This window comes from Photorhabdus tasmaniensis (genome assembly GCF_011189505.1).
Classification (GTDB): Bacteria; Pseudomonadota; Gammaproteobacteria; order Enterobacterales; family Enterobacteriaceae; genus Photorhabdus; species Photorhabdus tasmaniensis.
Window position 1 is genome coordinate 34,096 of record NZ_PUJU01000018.1, and the last position, 18,723, is coordinate 52,818.

An 18,723-nucleotide genomic window follows, 5' to 3' on the forward strand; every position below is an offset into this window, starting at 1 on the left:
ATCTCACTATCAGAGGCATGGTTTACAATCATTACCAAAAAATAATTAAATCAAGCTTTTTCAGACAGTAATAGCTGATTCATACGGCGAATAAACTGGTTTGGATCTTCCAATGTGCCACGTTCAGCAAATAATGCCTGATCGAGCAACAGTTCAACCCAATCCGAGAATTGAGCTTCATCATTGATATCAGCAGCCAGTTTTACCAATTGATGATCAGGATTCAATTCAAAATTGTATTTAACATCCGGCACTTGTTGACCCGCCGCAGCAAACAATTTCGCCATCTGAGTGCTCATTTCATCCGCATTTGTTGTCACAATTGCCGGAGTATCCGTCAGACGGTGAGTCAATTTAACCTCTTTTACCCGGTCGCCAAGTAATGTTTTCACACGCTCAACAAACGGCTCCAGCTGTTTATCAATTTCTTCCTGTTCAGCTTTGTCTTCATCTGCCAGTTTATCCAGAGATTCATCAGCTTTACTGACTGACTGGAATTTCTTACCATCAAATTCAGTAAGGTATCCCATCATCCATTCATCAATACGCTCTGACAACAGCAGAACTTCAATACCTTTCTTACGGAACAGCTCCAGATGAGGGCTATTTTTCGCCGCAGCATAACTGTCCGCAGTGATGTAGTAAATCTTATCCTGACCTTCGGTCATCCTGCTGACATATTCTTCCAAAGAAACTGTTTGCGCAGAACTGTCATTATGAGTAGAAGCAAAGCGCAACAATTTAGCGATAGCTTCTTTATTTGTATTATCCTCTGCCGGACCTTCTTTCATCACTAGACCAAACTGCTGCCAGAATTGCTGATATTTTTCTGCGTCATCTTTCGCAAGCTTATCCAGCATCTGCAATGCCCGTTTGGTCAACGCATTACGTAAATTACGGGTAATAGAATTATCTTGCAGAATTTCACGGGAAACGTTCAGCGGCAAATCATTGGAATCAATCAGGCCACGAACAAAACGCAAATAATTTGGCATAAACTGTTCTGCGTCATCCATGATAAACACGCGCTGGACATACAATTTCAGCCCGTGCTTATGCTCACGGTTCCACATATCCCACGGTGCCTGGGAGGGAATATAGAGCATACTGGTATATTCCTGTTTACCCTCTACGCGGTTATGGCTCCAGATCAACGGATCAGTAAAATCATGAGAAATATGTTTGTAGAACTCTTTATATTCTTCATCTGTAATTTCAGATTTACCACGAGTCCACAAGGCCTGAGCTTTATTAATCTTTTCCCAGGTTACTGTATCTTCTTCGCCCTCTTCTTCGCTCTTATTTTTAGTTTCAATTTCAACTGGCAGAGCAATATGGTCAGAGTATTTACTGATAACAGAACGCAAACGCCAGTCATTCAGGAAATCATCTTCCCCTGCACGTAAATGAAGGGTGATCTCTGTACCACGAGTTTCTTTTTCAATATCAGCGACAGTGTAATCGCCTTCACCAGCGGATTCCCAAAATACACCCTGATCAATTGAAGCACCGGCAGCACGGGTACGTACCGTGACTTTATCAGATACAATAAAGGCAGAGTAAAAACCAACACCAAATTGACCAATTAACTGGCTGTCTTTAGCCTGATCTGAACCAATAGACTCCAAGAAAGCTTTTGTTCCTGATTTAGCAATAGTGCCAAGATTGTCGATGACTTCATCACGGGTCATACCAATGCCATTATCACTGATCGTGATAGCTCTCTTTTCTTTATCAAAAGAGAGACGAACACGAAGTTCACCATCACCTTCATAAAGTTCTGGAGCAGATAATGCGCGGAAACGTAATTTGTCAGCCGCATCGGAAGCATTTGAGATTAACTCACGAAGGAAAATCTCTTTATTGGAATAAAGTGAATGGATCATTAATTGCAGAAGTTGTTTTACTTCAGACTGAAATCCACGGGTTTCCTGACCTTTCATACTCATTTGTTACCTCAATCTAAATCCAGTTCAGACAGATAAAATCAGACGATAGTATGCAGATGGGGATAAATAAGCCGGGTTTCAAGTTTGATTATTCAAAAGAGTATCAAATAATGCGAATAAGTTAGATATTTAAATAGGTTATAACTATAGCGGAATGAATTGATAGGCGTGCGCCACATAAATGCAGCGCCTCAACGTCTTTACGATTTAATCTATACAGGGTATACAACCGTATTCTTTTCCAACCAGATAAAACGGTAAGACATCAACAGAAAATCAATAAGTAATCTTCTGCCGCCCAGCAAGTGAATGCGACAAAGTTGTACCATCTACCATTTCAAGCTCACCACCAACCGGTACACCATGAGCAATGCGGCTTGCTGTTACACCATACTGAACGCATATTTCTGCGATATAATTGGCCGTTGCCTCTCCCTCCACTGTCGGATTAGTCGCCAGAATTACCTCTGAAATCTCTTCTGTGGAGAGACGGTCTTCAAGACGATCTAAACCAATATCTATCGGGCCAATGCCATCCAATGGAGATAGATGCCCCATCAGAACAAAGTAGCGCCCGGCAAACTGCCCAGTTTGTTCAATGGCATGAATGTCCGCAGGGCTTTCAACCACACAAATCTGGTCATTTTGCTGACGGCGTGGATTAGCGCAGATCGTGCACTGTTCCTGCTCGGTAAAAGTCCGGCAATATTTACAGTGTCCAATTTCCGACATCGCCCTTGTCAAGGCCTGAGCCAAACGCATTCCACCACTGCGATCACGCTGTAACAGATGAAAAGCCATCCGCTGCGCAGATTTGGGGCCAACTCCTGGCAAGCAGCGTAATGCTTCCATCAAGGATTCAAGGAGAGGACTGGTTTGCATCAGAATGGCATCTTAAAACCTGGTGGCAGTTGCATTCCGCTGGAAACGCCCGCCATTTTCTCTTTCTGAGTTTCTTCAATACGGCGGGCTGCGTCATTGAATGCAGCCGCAATCAGGTCTTCCAGCATCTCTTTGTCATCTTCCATCAGGCTTGGATCAATCTCAACACGACGGCAATTATGAGCACCATTGATAGTCACTTTAACCAGACCTGCGCCAGATTCACCTGTCACTTCCAGATTGGCAATCTCTTCCTGCATTTTCTGCATCTTGTCCTGCATTTGTTGGGCTTGTTTCATCAAATTGCCCAAACCACCTTTACCAAACATAGTTTTCTCTCTTCGCTATGGCTACATCGTACAACAGGTACAGATTGCAGCGCGGTTAGACCGGCCGGATACTCTCTTCATCCAGTGCAGCATCAAATACCTGCCGCAATGTCTGAATCGTCTTATCCGCAATAATTGATTGGCGAGCTTGTGCCAATTTTTCTTCATAAATGGCTTGTCGCCACTCCAGTGGAGTTTTCTCCTCCGGATTATCATCTTCAATAATGCTGAATTCAATCGTTACACCGTACAACTCGCTTAAAGCCTCCGCTAATGATTTTTGTGCAAAAGCGGAATTAAGATGACGCTGATTCGAGCGCAGGTGTAAACAGATATTATTAACACTAATCTGCTCTTTAAACGCATTTAATGCTAATTGTTGCACCAATTTAGGAATTTTAAGTTTATCAACTTCCGCAGCCCATGCATCTCTTTGTTTGGACTCTTCAGCTAATTTTTCTGCCAGCTCCTGCGTTTTTTCATGCTCCAGAGCCGTCCTTAAAGCCTTTGGCGTAGCGACATGGGTTTCTGGTTTTTCTTCAATATTCTTGGCTCGCCAACGGTAAGCCTCTTTTTTCTCAGGTTTTTCTTCCTGTATTTTATTAGCTATTGATGACTGAGGTCGCTGCCCTGACACTGCGGCAATCCGTTCCAGTGCCGAGGTTGCCGGCCTCGCCTTAACAGGCGTAGCCGGTTTAGGCTTTTTTGGTGGCGTTTGCTCTTGCTGCCGGGATAACACACTCCTTGCTTTCAACAACTGCGCTGTCGGACTTGATGCAAGTGCCTGAGGTATCTGAGGTTCTGGCTGAGAAACGCTGTCCACCGGTACTGGCTCATCAATAAGGTAAGCGGATGGCGTATTGCCCTGATTATGTTGCGGCTGTGCTGCAACTGATGGGATAGCCGCAGGATGTCCATGCACAACCGGTGCAGCAACCTCTTCAATGACTGTTTTTGGATGAAATGCCAAAGCCCTGAGCAGCGCCATTTCAACACCCATCCTGCGTTCCGGTGCATACGGCAAGTCTCTACGACCAATCAATAGAGTTTGATAATAAAGTTGCAAATCTTCCGGTGAAATTGCTTTTGCCAATATTCGCAAACGGCCTTCAATTGAAGAGGAAGCGATTTCTGATTGAGAAAGTAAAGGTAATAGCTGGATCATTGCAATACGATGCAATAATGAAAGAATCTCTACCAACAAATTCTCCCAATCAGCCCCCCGTGAAGCAGCTTGTTCCACCAACACCATAACCTGTTGACCGTCAGCCCGAATCAATGATTCTATAATTGATAACGGCTGTTCATCATCCAACGTTCCCAGCATCAGGCTGACTATTTCAGTTGTTACCTGGCCTTGTCCCATCGCGATAGCCTGATCTGTCAGACTCAAAGCATCACGCATACTGCCATCAGCCGCACGGGCCAGAAGCTGACGGGCACGGCTGTCACTCCCCAGATGTTCAGCTTTAAGAATATGTTCGAGCTGATCGCTTATCTGATCAACATTCAGCGCTTTGAGGTGAAACTGCAAACAGCGGGAAAGGATAGTTACCGGTAATTTTTGCGGATCAGTGGTTGCCAGTAGAAATTTCACATGCTCAGGTGGCTCTTCCAGCGTTTTCAATAATGCATTGAAGCTGTGGCGGGAAAGCATATGCACTTCATCAATCAGGTAGACTTTGAAACGCCCACGAGCTGGAGCATATTGTACGTTATCTAGCAATTCGCGCGTATCTTCAACTTTAGTACGAGAAGCTGCATCAATCTCAATGAGATCGACAAATCGCCCTTGTTCAATTTCAAGGCAATTAGCACATTTACCACAAGGCTTATCAGTAATACCTATTTCGCAATTTAACCCTTTGGCAAACAAACGGGCAATCGTCGTTTTCCCGACACCTCTGGTACCGGAAAATAGGTAGGCATGATGGAGCCGGCCATGGGAAAGACCATTAGCCAGCGCAGTCAAGACATATTCCTGACCAATCACATCAGAAAATATTTGTGGACGCCACTTACGGGCAAGTACCTGATAGCTCATTGATACCGGGAAAATTGAATATAATTGGGTGCCATGCTAACACAGCCCCACTACAGACAGCGAGGCCGATATATCAGTAATACGAAAATAAGCAGATTAATGACCAGGGAATTCCAGTAGAGTGAAGCTGTTCACGCCTTGTTTTTGCAGGCGTTCACTCCCCCCCAAATCAGGTAGACCAATAACAAAGGCAGCTTCAAAAACTTCACCATCTAAATGACGAATTAAGCGAACAGTTGCCTCAATAGTGCCACCCGTTGCCAGCAAATCATCAATAACCAACACCTTATCACCTTCTTTAATGCTGTCCTTATGTATTTCCAGTGTATCGGTGCCATACTCTAAATCGTAAGTTTCACTCAATGTTTCACGAGGTAATTTGCCTGCTTTACGGACGGGGATAAAACCAACACCGAGACGCAATGCAACTGGCGCTCCGAAGAGGAAACCACGCGCCTCAGTGCCCACAATTTTTGTGATGCCTTTGTCCTGATATCGCTCTACCAGAAGATTAATTGTTGCCTGGTAGGCAAGAGGGGTATCCAATAAGGTCGTGATATCACGAAAAAGAACCCCCAGTTTAGGATGATCAGGAATAGTTTCAATACTGTCTTTAATAAATTGCAGTTGCTGCGCGTTTGCGGTCATAATCGGTGCCGGTAAGTAGAACACGAGAGTGCTAAAATCTATGCAAACTGATAAAAAAAAGCAACCGATGAACATGCATCAACCTATTTTTTATCGTTTCTGGTTAATTCTTCTTCACAAAACATAACCATTGTAGGGTATAAATGAGTACGCAACCGTTATTAAATTTACTCGAAAAACAAGTCAATATACTGGCGGAAGAGCTCACACCTTTGGCAGATATCCCATTTTTTACTGCCCGGTTTGATCAAACTTTATTTAACCGGCGCAGCGATAAACTCCGTGGTTATCTGCAAGAAGTCAGACATAACATGGAACAACTCAAAGAGTGTGTTCAAGATAACCGAACGGAACAAGTCGCATTTCTGACCGAGCGTTTAGTTGCTCAAATGGAAGCATTAAAGCGTGAATTGTCTACTCAATCACTGCGAAAAAAAGAGAGCAGATTCGAACATAAACAACAAGCTACGGACCTGTATCACAAACTGGCTGAACATCAGGATTATGAGCGCCGTCTGCTCGCAATGATCAATGATCGAGAGCTAAGATTGAATCAACAAACTACACTGAGTAATCAACAAAAAATACAGAAAGAAATCGCAGCATTAGCCGGAAGGCTAGCACGTTGCCGCCAATCTCTGACGCGAATTGAAAAATCAATCGAATATAAAGAGAATATGGATTAACGACTCAGATGAGGAAGTTTTATGTCAATCGAACACGCACCACCTGAAGTTCAACTTGCTGTTGATCTGATCTATCTGTTGGAATGTAATGAAATTACGCCCAAAATTGCGCTCGCTGCACTGGAAATAGTCAAACACGACTATCAAGCTAAGTTAGCGAAACAGTCACAATCCACGAAGGAATATTGAGCGATTTATTACAAACACTTCGTAGATACTTTGTCGATACTGTAAAAGATCTACATTAGTTAGTCTTAGAATTTGCTCTCACACTCTTGATCAGCCTTTGCAAAATGGCTTGATGTCGTCATTCATTCTTTCCATTGCTGAGTTTAAGAAACGTTGAAGCATAATCGTCCGCAGCGATTCGAGTGCAAAGCTGCTCCCATTCACAGCCTACACAGGCAGCTCTTACGATCCTGCGGTTAAAAGCCCATCTAGCTTGTTTTAAATAGGTTTCGTCGAGCCTCAGTGTATGACCTACTTCAACTGGTCGGCCCATCAGAGCACCAACAGCTTCCAAAGCATGACTATCTCGGATAATAACGCTCTTTCCCAAACAATGAGGATCATCTTCTCCAAGCAAAGGAGCACAGATGTCGTCCGGTCCTTCCACAATCAGAATATCTTCGTTCTGAATTCGAGAAATAATCTTATTGTAGTTTTCAATAAAGCCGGGGGAATATCCATTGCCCGCGTAGGTAAGAATACACAAGAGGTGATGCCCCCTCAGAGATATTGTCATTGTTGCGTTCCTGAGTGTGGAGTGCAGCCAAGTGTTGCATTATTATACAATCAATGTTATACGATTGACACTGACCTTCAATAAATCAATTTTTCTAATATAAAATAGGCTAGGAATCGGCAATTATGTCGTCAAGGTGGGCATCAAACGGGCTTGTCAAATTATCATCAGAAAGCTTGCAGGCAATCATGGATAACAAGATTCCGGCGGTAATGATAGATGATTTCGCAACTACAGAGGAATCAGTACAGCTTTCTGCGGCAATACTGAGCATGAAGGCCAAACAATATGAATTCGGAAAGCCAGGATTTTATTTGGGAAATCCACTCACCCATTATCGTGATCGCCCAAAAGAAGAATATTTTGCTCAAGTTGTCGCCGCTGAACAAGAACGCGCTCACGTGATCAATCAAGCTTTTGATCCGGTTGATAGGTTCATACGACGCATCAACCACGATACAAATTTCAGCATTTCGATCGCGCAAGAACCAGGGCTTGGCCCCTATTTTGCCGGTATCGTTCGTATTATCTCCGGTGGTTCAGATCTGCATGTGGACTACGCCCCCACTTTTGCAAAAGGAAATTTGGCCATTGGTGATGTATCAACGCAACTCGCCTGGAACCTCTATGTTTTGTCCCCCTCACAAGGAGGGGAAACAGTAATCTATAATCAACCATTCAAGAGTACTATCGTTGATAAAACATATAAGCCATATGATAGTTCGCTATTGGCTGATTGCGAATTTTTCACTTTCCGACCTCAAGTTGGTTCTGTCGTCATTTTTAACACCTGTAATCCTCACATCGTCCTGCCTGCGAACGGCAATCGGATTGCAACCGGCTCCTTCATCGGTCTGTTAAATGAGAAAAATCTGATCTTATGGTCGTGATATATTTCAATAAGGTGCTTGGAATCTGAGCATGAAGATCGCTTTTTCTTACTCTACCGTTGTTCTATATGTTGTGACGATCATCACGGGGGGAACATCCTGGTATGCAGCAAAACTGCAATTAACTGATGTTTCACCGGTAATATCCCTGATTTACCGTTTTGGATGTGCGTCGGTATTGTTACTTCTGATTACCGCTATTTCACGGGAGAGACTCACATATACCTGGCGTGAACACCTCTCTTTCGCTGCACTTGGCGCGTTCGGGTTCGCTGTCGCATTCTTACTGATTTACAAGGCTGCGGCTTTAATCACCACCGGACTAATCGCCCTTACCTATTCTTCGGTCATATTATTCAACTCTGTCAATGCAATTCTCTTCCTACGGCAATCAATTTCATGGTCAGTTCTAGTAGGTGCTATGGCCGGTCTGACTGGGATAATTTTGGTCTTCAGCCCGGAGTTTTTAAATAATGAATGGAATTGGACGGGATTTGGTTACGCTATCGCAGCAACTCTCGCATTCTCATTCGCCAACATTTCCGCAGTTCAGTTACAGAGAAAGGGGGTCACGGTTCTCCCAATGACAGGTATTTCTATGGGATATGGCACCGTATTCTTGTTCAGTTATGCCTTTTTAACCAAACAAACGTTTGACTTTGATCTATCTCCAACCTACGTAACATCTCTGTTCTATTTAATCCTGTTTCCTTCGGTAATTGGGTATACAACATATTTCGCCGTCGTCGGTCGTTTGGGTGCAGAACGAGGAGCCTATACAATGCTTCTCGTTCCGCTTGTAGCCTTAGCAATCTCCAGTGTCACAGAGGGCTATCGTCCAACCATTTGGGCCATCATCGGTACAACCATGATACTTGGCGGCAACTATTGGGTGATCACCACCAAGTATCAGCCCACCGTAAAGACTGACACCTAAGAACGTGGTTCAAGAGTCGGGTAAGCCCGACGAACAGTTTTCGCAATTAAAATAACCAGTACAATTTTGATAATATCCCCCGGCATGAACCCAATCGAACCTATGGCTGCTTGCCAGAAGCTGATTTTGGCAAATGCTGCAACCCACGGAAGACCGATCGCGTAAACAATCACAATGCCACCAAAGACAAGAAATACAGCTTCTTTAAAGGCATTTAGCTTTATAAGATTCCACTCATATAAATAGCCGATAACAAAAGCTGCAATTGGCCATGCCAAAACAAAGCCGCCGCTTGGACTGAAAAATACCCCCAATCCCCCCATACCTCCAGCCATTACCGGTAATCCAACTGCAACAAGAACACAAAAGAGCAACAATGCCAGCCCACCCCGTTTCGCACCAGCAATAGCGCCAGCAAGCATTGCTCCCATTGATTGTGCTGTTATCGGAACACTCACAACGGGAAGTGCCAGTGGTGGGAATAAACCCAATGCTGCCGTTAGCGCGGCAAATAGTGCTATATAAACAATATCTTTCGTGGACATTTAATCCCCCTTTTTTCGACAAAGCCACAAACCAGGCTTTATTTGCTGCTCGATTTCTTTCTCTCAAACCCTGGATCGTAGGACCGGGCTTCAATAGCAGCAGAAATATCGTCTGCCATTTTGAGAGTTCGCACGATAACGGGAACGGCTATTGCTATGACACTCTTATCGAGACCTCTTGCTTTCTGCGCCTCCCGGACTTCTTCTGTAATTGACGCGAGAACAGGGATAAACCGCAAAGCAAGCGATAGAGCCAAACTCACTTTTCCTGGATTGATTCTAAAATAGTACAACCACCAAAGCCCCTTTTCCAATGCGTCGATCATGTCAGAGGAACGAGTAGTAAGGGTGACAAGCGAGGCTAACAGCAAAAGTGAGGCAAGGCGAACTACCACAAGTACACCTATTGTCCAGTGATGTAGAAGCGCTTGGACTATAAAAATAAGCGCGAAGATCCACATCGCCGGTCGTAACTGTGCCCAGACAGTTCTTAATGAGATTCTGGCTAACAAGTATAAAAGTACGATACCTGCCAACGCTGCAATAGAAAGATCGATACGCGGAACGATAAAGAGTAATGTTCCCAGAATGAGCAAAGAAATAATTTTGAATCCAGGACTCACTCGATGCACAAATGATGAACCAGGTTCATAACCAGACAGGCTCATGACATCATCCTTACATATTCAGGAATAGCCACAGAGGGAATGTCATCGACAACCACTTGGCCATCATCAAAAACGAGCACGCGGTCAAACCCCGCCAAAAACTCAAGGTCATGAGAAACTACGATCACAGTTTGAGATAATTTATCGATTGCTTCAGCAACACGGCGCTTGTTTCGTAAATCCAGTAAAGTCGTAGGCTCATCGAAAATGATGTAAGCGGGCTCCATCACGAGAACACCAGAAATTGCAAGGAGTTGTTTCTGGCCGCCACTTAAAAGATGGGCTGGATGCTCCCTAAATTCAAGTAAGCCATATCGTGAAAGCGCCTCTTGCGTTCTTTGTTGAATTATTTCCTTGGTAAAACAGAGATTTTTCATTCCAAAGGCCAAATCTTCTTCAACAACTGGAAAAACAATCTGATTATCAGGATTTTGGAATACAAAACCAACCTTGCGCCGGATCGCTTTACCCTCCGTTCTGGTGTTCAGCCCATCCACCAAAACATCACCACATTTCGGTACCAACAATCCATTAAGAAGACGCGCAAATGTGCTCTTACCGCAACCATTGCTGCCTATGATGGCAATTCGCTTTTCCTTCAGCTGCAAATTTAGCTCTTTCAATACCACACGCTCACCATAAGCATGTGTTACATTTCGTATTTCCAGCATAGATGGTTATCCCTCAACAATTGTGACCAGCTATATAACACGGTACCAACTCAGCACTCTATTTGACTGCAAAATCCGTAGGGCAAATTCAACCAATGCACAGACTTCAACACCTTAAAAAAATACAACTGATTGATATTAAATAACTTAATCCAATCACACTGAATTTAAATAATACATTTTACTCAGACAAAATCTTCAAAATTTGCTTTAAGTTATAGTTTTTTGGTCACTATCCTACAAGGCCAGCAACAACAATATTCGATATTAGAAACAATTTCGGCCCAGTTCCTAAACTTTATTCCTTGTATATATGAAGTAGATAAACAAAAGAGCATAAGATAATGACTTTTGACCATTACCCGCATTGTTAGCAATTACCAAAATAGAATTTAACTCTATTATTCTGGTTTTTCATTTTTCTGTGATTTTCATATGCTCACTACATTTAAGCATATCAATAAAACTATCCACTAACGATTCCGATTCTTTCTGAATATCAAAACTATCTGGTGCAAATAACCAATTCTCCAGCAAACCCGTTATCAATCCTCTCAGCATGATAGCAGCTCGCCGCAGATTAAGATTATAAGGAAGCTGACCTGATGCAATACAGCAGGAAAGTGACTCTTCAATACGAACATAGTCTGCAACACACAGCTCTTGACGAACTGCCACCAAAGCAGACATTTCACCAACAAACTCACATTTGTGGAAAAAAATCTCCATCAATAGCCGGTTCTTCGGATCGTCAACGACCGATGTCAGGATATGAATTATTAAAGTTCTTAAAATCAGGAGTGGATTATTAGGATATTTTCCTTGATACTCTTTTTCTAATTGGTCAATCTTGGAATCTGTTATTCTACAAGCTTCGGAAAACAGGTCTACTTTATTTTTAAAGTGCCAGTAGATTGCACCTCGGGTTACTCCAGCCGTTGTAGCAATATCTGTCAGTGAAGTAGCAGAGACACCGCGCTCAGAAAACTCTTTTATAGCTGCGTCTATAATCTGTTGCCGGGTCTCCTCAGCCTGTTGTTTAGTTTTTCGTGCCATATACTCTGTTTTTAACCGGAAGCTGATTTACATACATTCATGTATGTTTGTATTATAGCATGCTGCTATTAATGGAGTAGCGGTTTTACGGATTGAAAGGTCAACATCTAAAAATATTGAGGTTTACTTATGCGAATAAACAGGGGAGTTTTGCCTCTGGCTACAGTACTGGTACTCTCAGGCAGCTTAGCTCTTTCAGGATGTAACGACAAAGACTCTCAGCAAGTTGCTGAAAATCAACAAGCCCCTGAAGTCGGTATCGTGACGCTGAAAACTGAACCTCTGATGGTCACAACTGAACTGCCAGGCCGAACATCAGCCTTCCGTATTGCAGAGGTTCGTCCACAAGTAGGTGGCATAATTCTGAAACGAAACTACAAAGAAGGAAGTGATGTAAAAGAGGGGACTTCTTTATACCAGATAGATCCAGCGACTTACCAAGCTGCCTATGACAGTGCTAAAGCTGATTTGGCTAAAGCTCAGGCTAATGCAGAGATAGCGCGCCTGACAGTGAACCGTTATAAGCCACTGTTAGGTACAAACTATGTCAGTCAGCAGGAGTTTGACAAGGCCAGTGCTGACTCTGCACAAGCGAATGCTGCCGTACAAGCGGCAAAAGCGGCTGTAGAGACTGCCCGTATTAATTTGGCATACACCAAAGTTACGGCACCGATTAGCGGTCGTTCCGGCAAATCGACTATCACTGAAGGCGCTTTGGTTTCTGTTGGTCAACCAACAGCACTGACAACAGTTCAACAGTTGGATCCAATTTATGTGGATGTCACTCAGTCAAGTGATGACTATCTGCGTCTTAAAAATGAAATCACCAGAGGTATTGTACAGAAAGAAGGTAGTAAAGCTAAAGTTCACCTGGTTATGGAAGATGGTAAAAATTATAGTGAAACAGGCTATCTGGAATTCTCCGATATCACTGTAAATGAAACAACGGGTTCTATCACCATCCGTGCAATATTCCCTAACCCAAATGAAAAATTACTACCAGGTATGTTTGTTCGCGCAAAACTGGAAGACGGTATTCGTCGGGATTCAATACTGGTTCCTCAGCAAGGAATTACCCGCACACCTCGTGGCGAAGCTACTGTCATGGTGGTCGGTAAAGACGAAAAAGTCGAAACACGCGTTATCACGGCAAACCAAGCTATTGGCGACAAATGGCTGGTAACTTCCGGTCTGAAAACCGGTGATCGGGTTATCGTTACTGGTTTGCAAAAAATTCAACCTGGCATACCAGTTAAAGCAGAAGAAGTGGATTTAAATGCAAAACCTGCTACGAACCAAGCTGAGCCTGCAAAAAAGTCTTAATTAAGGAGTCGGTGATTCATGCCTAAGTTTTTTATAGATCGGCCAATCTTTGCATGGGTAATCGCAATTATTACCATGCTGGCTGGGCTGCTGGCAATTATGAAATTACCCGTGGCGCAGTACCCTACTATCGCACCACCGGCGATTTCTATCTCCGCAACTTATCCCGGCGCAGATGCCACGACTGTGCAAAACACAGTTACTCAGGTTATCGAACAGAATATGAATGGTATCGATAATCTGGTTTATATGTCTTCCGACAGTGACTCTGCTGGCAACATGAATATCACGCTAACCTTTGAAGCGGGTACTAATCCTGACATTGCACAGGTACAGGTACAGAACAAGCTGCAACTGGCTATGCCTCTGTTACCACAAGAAGTACAGCAGCAAGGGATACATGTGGATAAGTCCACAAGTTCTTTCCTAATGGTTGCAGGGTTCATTTCTGAAGATGGATCCATGTCACAGGAGGATATCGCTGACTATGTTGGCGCAAACGTCAAAGACCCGTTGAGCCGTGTAACTGGTGTAGGTGATTCAATGCTGTTTGGTAACCAATATGCAATGCGCATTTGGTTGAATCCTGACAAGCTCGTTGACTACAAAATGACGACTCTGGATGTAATAAATGCAATCAAAGCACAAAATAATCAAATAGCCGCCGGTCAGTTAGGGGGAACCCCTCCCGTTCCAGGTCAACGGTTGAATGCTTCGATTATTGCCCAAACACGTCTGACTTCACCGGAAGAGTTCAGCAATATTCTTCTGCGCGTTAATACTGATGGTTCTCAGATCCGTCTGAAAGATGTGGCAAAAGTGGAGTTAGGGGCAGAAAGTTACAATATCATTGCCCGCTTTAACGGTAAACCAGCTGCTGGTGTCGGTGTCAAACTGGCAACAGGTGCTAACGCTCTGAATACGTCAAAAGCAGTAAAAGAAGCGCTAAAAAATATGGAGCCTTTCTTCCCGCATGGGCTGAAAATCGTCTATCCATATGACACCACACCATTCGTTAAAATCTCTATTAACGAAGTAGTGAAAACACTGGTTGAAGCAATTATGCTGGTGTTCGTGGTCATGTACCTATTCCTACAAAACTTCCGAGCAACACTTATTCCAACTATTGCGGTTCCAGTCGTACTACTCGGAACATTTGCAATACTCGCCACATTTGGTTATTCAATAAATACATTAACTATGTTTGCCATGGTTCTCGCGATTGGCTTACTGGTAGATGATGCCATTGTTGTGGTGGAAAACGTTGAACGTGTTATGCAGGAAGAGGGTCTATCGCCGAAAGAAGCAACCAGGAAATCGATGGGGCAAATCCAAAGCGCCCTTGTTGGTATTGCCATGGTGCTGTCTGCTGTATTTGTTCCAATGGCCTTCTTCGGCGGTTCAACCGGTGCGATTTACCGTCAATTCTCAATCACCATCGTATCTGCAATGGTACTATCTGTACTGGTAGCATTAATCCTGACACCTGCTCTGTGTGCCACCATGTTGAAACCCATTGCTAAAGGCAGCCACGGTAAACAGACCGGGATCTTTGGCTGGTTTAATCGCATGTTTGATAAAAGTACCCACCACTATACTGACAGTATCGGCCGTATTCTGCGCAATACAGGCCGCTATCTGGTGATTTATGTATTGCTGGTTGCTGGTATGGCTGTCATGTTCACTCGTCTGCCATCCTCCTTCCTTCCTGAAGAAGATCAAGGGGTATTGCTGACAATGGTTCAATTACCTTCAGGTGCAACACAGGAACAGACACAGAAAGTTCTGGATAAAATAAGTGACTACTTCAATACAGAAGAAAAAGATCTTGTGGTTTCTGTATTTACAGTAAGTGGCTTTGGTTTCAGTGGTCAGGGGCAAAACACCGGTCTGGCATTTATAAGCCTGAAAGACTGGAGTGAGCGCTCTGATGCAGAGAACAAAGTACCTGCCATTGTTACCAGGGCAAGTGCTCACTTCCAGAAAATCAAAGAAGGTATGGTTTTTGCCTTTAACATTCCAGCAATTGTAGAGTTAGGTTCAGCAACTGGTTTTGATTTTGAATTAATTGACAAAGCGAACCTTGGGCATAACAAACTGACCGAAGCACGTAACCAATTGCTTGGCATGATACAAAAACATCCAGATATGTTAGTAGGTGTTCGCCCTAATGGCCAGGAAGATACCCCTCAGTATCGGATTAGGATTGATCAGGAAAAGGCAGAAGCTTTAGGTGTTTCCATCTCTGATATCAACTCGACACTAAGCACGATGTTTGGTGGCAACTATGTGAACGACTTTATCGACCGTGGTCGTGTCAAAAAAGTTTATGTTCAATCAGAAGCACCTTATCGTATGCTGCCAGGTGATATCTACAAACTGTATGTCCGTAACAAACAGGGTGAAATGGTTCCATTATCTGCCTTTGCCGATATGTCTAAAGAACCATGGACCTATGGCTCGCCACGTTTGGAACGTTATAATGGTTTGCCATCAATGGAAATTCTGGGTGAAGCAGCTCCAGGTAAAAGTACCGGTGATGCAATGGCTCTGATGGAAGAATTAGCATCCCAGTTACCAAATGGAATCGGTTTCGACTGGACAGGCATGTCTTATCAGGAACGCCTGTCAGGTAATCAGGCACCTGCTCTTTATGCACTGTCATTGATAGTGGTATTCCTCTGTCTGGCTGCACTGTATGAAAGCTGGTCAATTCCATTCTCAGTTATGCTGGTAGTACCACTGGGTATCATTGGAGCCTTGTTAGCAACAACATTCCGAGGCTTGGATAACGATGTTTACTTTAAAGTCGGCTTGTTGACTACCATCGGCTTATCGGCAAAGAACGCAATCTTAATCGTTGAGTTCGCTAAAGACCTGATGGAAAAAGAAGGAAAAGGGTTGATAGAAGCTACTCTAGATGCCGTAAGAATGCGTCTTCGCCCAATCCTAATGACATCACTGGCATTTATGCTGGGTGTTATCCCTCTGGTACTGAGTAATGGCGCAGGTTCCGGCTCTCAAAACGCAGTAGGTACTGGGGTATTGGGCGGAATGATTGCTGCAACCTCGCTGGCTATCTTTTTCGTACCTGTGTTTTTTGTCGTTATCAAACGACGTTTTAGTAAGAAAGCGGAGGAGATTGAACCTGCGTCAGAATCTCACTAATCACTAATGCAACTAAGCAATAATCAAAAAAGGCCGTTAAAACGGCCTTCTTAAATATAATAGTTGTCTGCATCAGGCAAGATTCCGCTCATTAATCTACCTGCTGAACTCTTACATAAATTCGTTCAAATTTAATTAAAATTACCACTTATGAGTAAAAAATATCTTTAAAAATCCAAGCATTACTGACTTTAATAAAATTAACGGGAAAATTGTTGGACAAAAGCTGCTTTATCTTTTTTTACACTAAATGACAAAAAACAATACCAGCACATAGTGACTTATGTAATAATGATGTTATATTCATTGATTATTGTAGCCATCAGGCTATAATCTGCTGTTACGGGTATCTGAGGATAATACTGTTTTATATAAGCCCACATATTTACTCGCATATACCAGTCATATTTATAGTTTATTACGTTAAGGTATGAGTTTTTGTTTAAGGGGCGATTCTACTTTACTAAAAGCAAATCAGGGTTTCCTGTAAAAAAGATAAATAATCCCAAAGAACGATTATAGACACATAATAATAATCTCTCGAAAAAAAATTTCTATAATACGTGCATATGTTTAGTGTTTGACTCAAATTAAGTAATACCATACATATACGGGAGAGATACATAGCATGGATGAATATTCACTAGGATGACATGACATTGCTGAATTAAAATGCTGATGTGAGAATCTAAGGCAAGAAGCACCTCTAGTGACAGAGTACATTGAGACTGGTTGTGTAAATAATTCTTACGTCTCAGAATAATTTAAAGCTAAATGAATTGATTGAGTACATATCAATTTTAGTTTAGCACTTTAAAATAAAATATTCTGATGATTTCGACCTTCTCACTTGAATTGATAAATTTTTTGATAATACATATACTTATACTTTGTTTGGAAGCGAATGAGATTAGCTTTTATAAACTTACGGAATGGTAAAAAACTAATGAATGTTTAACCAGTATTCTGTTACACGATTTAAATTGCTCCCTGAGCAAAATTTGATTGAATATTTTACTAAATAATTTTTTATATATCTTAAATAAGAAAGGCGACTATGACTAAAACTGATTATCTGATGCGTTTAAGAAAATGCACCACAATTGATACACTGGAACGTGTGATTGAAAAGAACAAATATGAACTTTCAGGAGACGAACTTGAACTATTCTACTCTGCTGCGGATCACCGACTAGCTGAGCTGACCATGAATAAACTGTATGACAGAATTCCACCTTCTGTGTGGAAATACGTTCGCTAAAATAGTTTTCATCAGGTAGAAAGTGATCCGGGCCGGTAAAGTGCTATCGGCTTATTGGATTATTAATAATTGGTGAGGGCTCTGCCAGCGACATCCCGGCACACACATCCCCTGCTATGGCTGCTTCCTTCCGGACCTGACCAAGTTAACAAGTTAGCGTTGCGGGAGAACCAACAGAGCCCCCATTGACGTGTTGCTTTAACTTCAAAGCCGCGCCATTATCATTCATACCTATCTAAATAGCAAGACAAGCAAATCTGAATGATGTTTTATTGCACATTACGAGTAAATACACAAGGAAATGTATTATCTAACCGCTTTCAACGTAATTTCGATATCTTTAGTCTGCCCATTATTAATCACCTCATATGAAGTATCTGTAACAAACATCAAACGATTATGCAGCGAAACAGAAGCACTGACGACAATACGTGCATATGGCTTAATTTCGTTTTGCCGGTAAGGCAGAACAAAATGGAAAGGTGATTGTTTCCCACCCAAACGTTCTACCTTCTTAGACAGAGTAACTGAAGGTGCATCAGCCAAAGATATATCAGATAAAGTTACTGTCAGAACTGCATCCGCTGGCAACGCAATACGCTGCAATATATTAATATTGCCTTCAACAAAAGAGCGTTCTACCGGATTTTCAATCGCTTCCACCTGAGTATCTACTATTTCAGGACCTTTACCATTACACCCAACCAAAGCAACCGCCAGTAATACGCTAGCAGGGATCTGCCATAATTTCATACACACTCCTCCACTATTAACTAATCTATATAAATAATAAAATAAATTGAAATATCAAACCGTTAAATCTAAACCGTCTGGATTATAAATTAAAAATTTGAATATAAAACTTCAATTAATCTCATATTCTTTGTTGCACGACTATCAGGACTTAAAACATTTACAATT

At 42.6% G+C, this 18,723-nt stretch carries 18 protein-coding genes and 1 other RNA gene; 7 read left to right on the plus strand and 12 right to left on the minus strand.

Annotation, left to right across the window (positions count from 1 at the left end):
• Nucleotides 1-50: 50 nt before the first annotated feature.
• The 5 genes from htpG to apt all read right to left on the minus strand — a co-directional run bounded on the left by htpG (nt 51) and on the right by apt (nt 5,852).
• Nucleotides 51-1,943, minus strand: a complete 1,893-nt coding sequence (gene htpG, locus C5471_RS10455; RefSeq protein ID WP_207627293.1) for a molecular chaperone HtpG — start codon at nt 1,941-1,943, stop codon at nt 51-53.
• Between the two features lie 282 nt (nt 1,944-2,225).
• Nucleotides 2,226-2,831 carry a recombination mediator RecR gene (gene recR / locus C5471_RS10460; RefSeq protein WP_133816055.1) on the minus strand — a complete coding sequence of 202 codons (606 nt, stop codon included), beginning with the start codon at nt 2,829-2,831 and terminating at the stop codon, nt 2,226-2,228.
• On the minus strand, nt 2,831-3,160 hold the full coding sequence (locus C5471_RS10465) for a YbaB/EbfC family nucleoid-associated protein (RefSeq protein ID WP_133816054.1): 330 nt from the start codon (nt 3,158-3,160) through the stop codon (nt 2,831-2,833). Before C5471_RS10465 ends, recR begins: the two co-directional genes overlap by 1 nt.
• 55 nt (nt 3,161-3,215) lie before the next feature.
• On the minus strand, nt 3,216-5,204 hold the full coding sequence (dnaX, locus tag C5471_RS10470) for a DNA polymerase III subunit gamma/tau (protein WP_133816053.1): 1,989 nt from the start codon (nt 5,202-5,204) through the stop codon (nt 3,216-3,218).
• A gap of 96 nt (nt 5,205-5,300) precedes the next feature.
• Complete coding sequence (gene apt / locus C5471_RS10475; protein ID WP_133816052.1) at nt 5,301-5,852, minus strand: adenine phosphoribosyltransferase; 552 nt, start codon at nt 5,850-5,852, stop codon at nt 5,301-5,303.
• 143 nt (nt 5,853-5,995) lie between these two features.
• Here apt and priC point away from each other — a divergent pair, with 143 nt between their 5' ends.
• Both priC and rsmS read left to right on the plus strand, forming a co-directional pair.
• Nucleotides 5,996-6,538, plus strand: coding sequence for a primosomal replication protein PriC (priC, locus tag C5471_RS10480; RefSeq protein WP_133816051.1), 543 nt, complete (start codon nt 5,996-5,998; stop codon nt 6,536-6,538).
• 21 nt (nt 6,539-6,559) lie between these two features.
• Nucleotides 6,560-6,727, plus strand: a complete 168-nt coding sequence (gene rsmS / locus C5471_RS10485) for a pleiotropic regulatory protein RsmS (protein WP_133816050.1) — start codon at nt 6,560-6,562, stop codon at nt 6,725-6,727.
• A 118-nt stretch (nt 6,728-6,845) separates the two neighbouring features.
• On the opposite strand, the gene C5471_RS10490 is transcribed toward rsmS, so the two are convergent.
• Nucleotides 6,846-7,283, minus strand: a complete 438-nt coding sequence (locus tag C5471_RS10490; RefSeq protein WP_133816049.1) for a DUF1284 domain-containing protein — start codon at nt 7,281-7,283, stop codon at nt 6,846-6,848.
• A gap of 125 nt (nt 7,284-7,408) precedes the next feature.
• On the opposite strand from C5471_RS10490, the gene C5471_RS10495 reads away from it, so the two are divergent.
• Nucleotides 7,409-8,173 carry a 2OG-Fe(II)-dependent halogenase WelO5 family protein gene (locus C5471_RS10495; RefSeq protein WP_133816048.1) on the plus strand — a complete coding sequence of 255 codons (765 nt, stop codon included), beginning with the start codon at nt 7,409-7,411 and terminating at the stop codon, nt 8,171-8,173.
• A 31-nt stretch (nt 8,174-8,204) separates the two neighbouring features.
• On the plus strand, nt 8,205-9,110 hold the full coding sequence (locus C5471_RS10500) for a DMT family transporter (protein WP_133816047.1): 906 nt from the start codon (nt 8,205-8,207) through the stop codon (nt 9,108-9,110).
• Here the strand turns inward: C5471_RS10500 and C5471_RS10505 are convergent.
• The 4 genes from C5471_RS10505 to acrR form a co-directional block, all read right to left on the minus strand.
• The gene (locus tag C5471_RS10505) at nt 9,107-9,655 is read right to left on the minus strand and encodes a biotin transporter BioY (protein WP_133816046.1); all 549 of its coding nucleotides are present in this window, start codon (nt 9,653-9,655) and stop codon (nt 9,107-9,109) included. The genes C5471_RS10500 and C5471_RS10505 overlap by 4 nt on opposite strands.
• 38 nt (nt 9,656-9,693) lie before the next feature.
• Nucleotides 9,694-10,323, minus strand: a complete 630-nt coding sequence (locus tag C5471_RS10510; protein ID WP_133816045.1) for an energy-coupling factor transporter transmembrane component T family protein — start codon at nt 10,321-10,323, stop codon at nt 9,694-9,696.
• On the minus strand, nt 10,320-10,994 hold the full coding sequence (locus C5471_RS10515; RefSeq protein WP_133816044.1) for an energy-coupling factor ABC transporter ATP-binding protein: 675 nt from the start codon (nt 10,992-10,994) through the stop codon (nt 10,320-10,322). The genes C5471_RS10510 and C5471_RS10515 overlap by 4 nt, the downstream gene beginning before the upstream one ends.
• Before the next feature lie 414 nt (nt 10,995-11,408).
• Nucleotides 11,409-12,050, minus strand: coding sequence for a multidrug efflux transporter transcriptional repressor AcrR (acrR, locus tag C5471_RS10520; RefSeq protein ID WP_133816043.1), 642 nt, complete (start codon nt 12,048-12,050; stop codon nt 11,409-11,411).
• Between the two features lie 129 nt (nt 12,051-12,179).
• On the opposite strand from acrR, the gene C5471_RS10525 reads away from it, so the two are divergent.
• The 3 genes from C5471_RS10525 (at nt 12,180) to C5471_RS10535 (ending at nt 17,802) form a co-directional block, all read left to right on the plus strand.
• On the plus strand, nt 12,180-13,373 hold the full coding sequence (locus C5471_RS10525; RefSeq protein ID WP_133816042.1) for an efflux RND transporter periplasmic adaptor subunit: 1,194 nt from the start codon (nt 12,180-12,182) through the stop codon (nt 13,371-13,373).
• Nucleotides 13,374-13,391: 18 nt separating this feature from the next.
• On the plus strand, nt 13,392-16,541 hold the full coding sequence (locus C5471_RS10530; protein ID WP_133816041.1) for an efflux RND transporter permease subunit: 3,150 nt from the start codon (nt 13,392-13,394) through the stop codon (nt 16,539-16,541).
• Between the two features lie 1,057 nt (nt 16,542-17,598).
• Complete coding sequence (locus C5471_RS10535; protein WP_011147992.1) at nt 17,599-17,802, plus strand: HHA domain-containing protein; 204 nt, start codon at nt 17,599-17,601, stop codon at nt 17,800-17,802.
• Nucleotides 17,803-17,881: 79 nt separating this feature from the next.
• Here the strand turns inward: C5471_RS10535 and ffs are convergent.
• Both ffs and C5471_RS10545 read right to left on the minus strand, forming a co-directional pair.
• Nucleotides 17,882-17,978, minus strand: an RNA gene (ffs, locus tag C5471_RS10540) — signal recognition particle sRNA small type.
• Nucleotides 17,979-18,108: 130 nt separating this feature from the next.
• On the minus strand, nt 18,109-18,555 hold the full coding sequence (locus C5471_RS10545) for a YbaY family lipoprotein (RefSeq protein WP_133816040.1): 447 nt from the start codon (nt 18,553-18,555) through the stop codon (nt 18,109-18,111).
• Nucleotides 18,556-18,723 lie beyond the last annotated feature (168 nt).

What these genes read in the sequence shown, in the direction of transcription:
- htpG (WP_207627293.1), bottom strand. Translation starts at nt 1,943, where the DNA reads ATGAAAGGTCAGGAAACCCGTGGATTTCAGTCTGAAGTAAAACAACTT.
- recR (WP_133816055.1), bottom strand. Translation starts at nt 2,831, where the DNA reads ATGCAAACCAGTCCTCTCCTTGAATCCTTGATGGAAGCATTACGCTGC.
- C5471_RS10465 (WP_133816054.1), bottom strand. Translation starts at nt 3,160, where the DNA reads ATGTTTGGTAAAGGTGGTTTGGGCAATTTGATGAAACAAGCCCAACAA.
- dnaX (WP_133816053.1), bottom strand. Translation starts at nt 5,204, where the DNA reads ATGAGCTATCAGGTACTTGCCCGTAAGTGGCGTCCACAAATATTTTCT.
- apt (WP_133816052.1), bottom strand. Translation starts at nt 5,852, where the DNA reads ATGACCGCAAACGCGCAGCAACTGCAATTTATTAAAGACAGTATTGAA.
- priC (WP_133816051.1), top strand. Translation starts at nt 5,996, where the DNA reads ATGAGTACGCAACCGTTATTAAATTTACTCGAAAAACAAGTCAATATA.
- rsmS (WP_133816050.1), top strand. Translation starts at nt 6,560, where the DNA reads ATGTCAATCGAACACGCACCACCTGAAGTTCAACTTGCTGTTGATCTG.
- C5471_RS10490 (WP_133816049.1), bottom strand. Translation starts at nt 7,283, where the DNA reads ATGACAATATCTCTGAGGGGGCATCACCTCTTGTGTATTCTTACCTAC.
- C5471_RS10495 (WP_133816048.1), top strand. Translation starts at nt 7,409, where the DNA reads ATGTCGTCAAGGTGGGCATCAAACGGGCTTGTCAAATTATCATCAGAA.
- C5471_RS10500 (WP_133816047.1), top strand. Translation starts at nt 8,205, where the DNA reads ATGAAGATCGCTTTTTCTTACTCTACCGTTGTTCTATATGTTGTGACG.
- C5471_RS10505 (WP_133816046.1), bottom strand. Translation starts at nt 9,655, where the DNA reads ATGTCCACGAAAGATATTGTTTATATAGCACTATTTGCCGCGCTAACG.
- C5471_RS10510 (WP_133816045.1), bottom strand. Translation starts at nt 10,323, where the DNA reads ATGAGCCTGTCTGGTTATGAACCTGGTTCATCATTTGTGCATCGAGTG.
- C5471_RS10515 (WP_133816044.1), bottom strand. Translation starts at nt 10,994, where the DNA reads ATGCTGGAAATACGAAATGTAACACATGCTTATGGTGAGCGTGTGGTA.
- acrR (WP_133816043.1), bottom strand. Translation starts at nt 12,050, where the DNA reads ATGGCACGAAAAACTAAACAACAGGCTGAGGAGACCCGGCAACAGATT.
- C5471_RS10525 (WP_133816042.1), top strand. Translation starts at nt 12,180, where the DNA reads ATGCGAATAAACAGGGGAGTTTTGCCTCTGGCTACAGTACTGGTACTC.
- C5471_RS10530 (WP_133816041.1), top strand. Translation starts at nt 13,392, where the DNA reads ATGCCTAAGTTTTTTATAGATCGGCCAATCTTTGCATGGGTAATCGCA.
- C5471_RS10535 (WP_011147992.1), top strand. Translation starts at nt 17,599, where the DNA reads ATGACTAAAACTGATTATCTGATGCGTTTAAGAAAATGCACCACAATT.
- C5471_RS10545 (WP_133816040.1), bottom strand. Translation starts at nt 18,555, where the DNA reads ATGAAATTATGGCAGATCCCTGCTAGCGTATTACTGGCGGTTGCTTTG.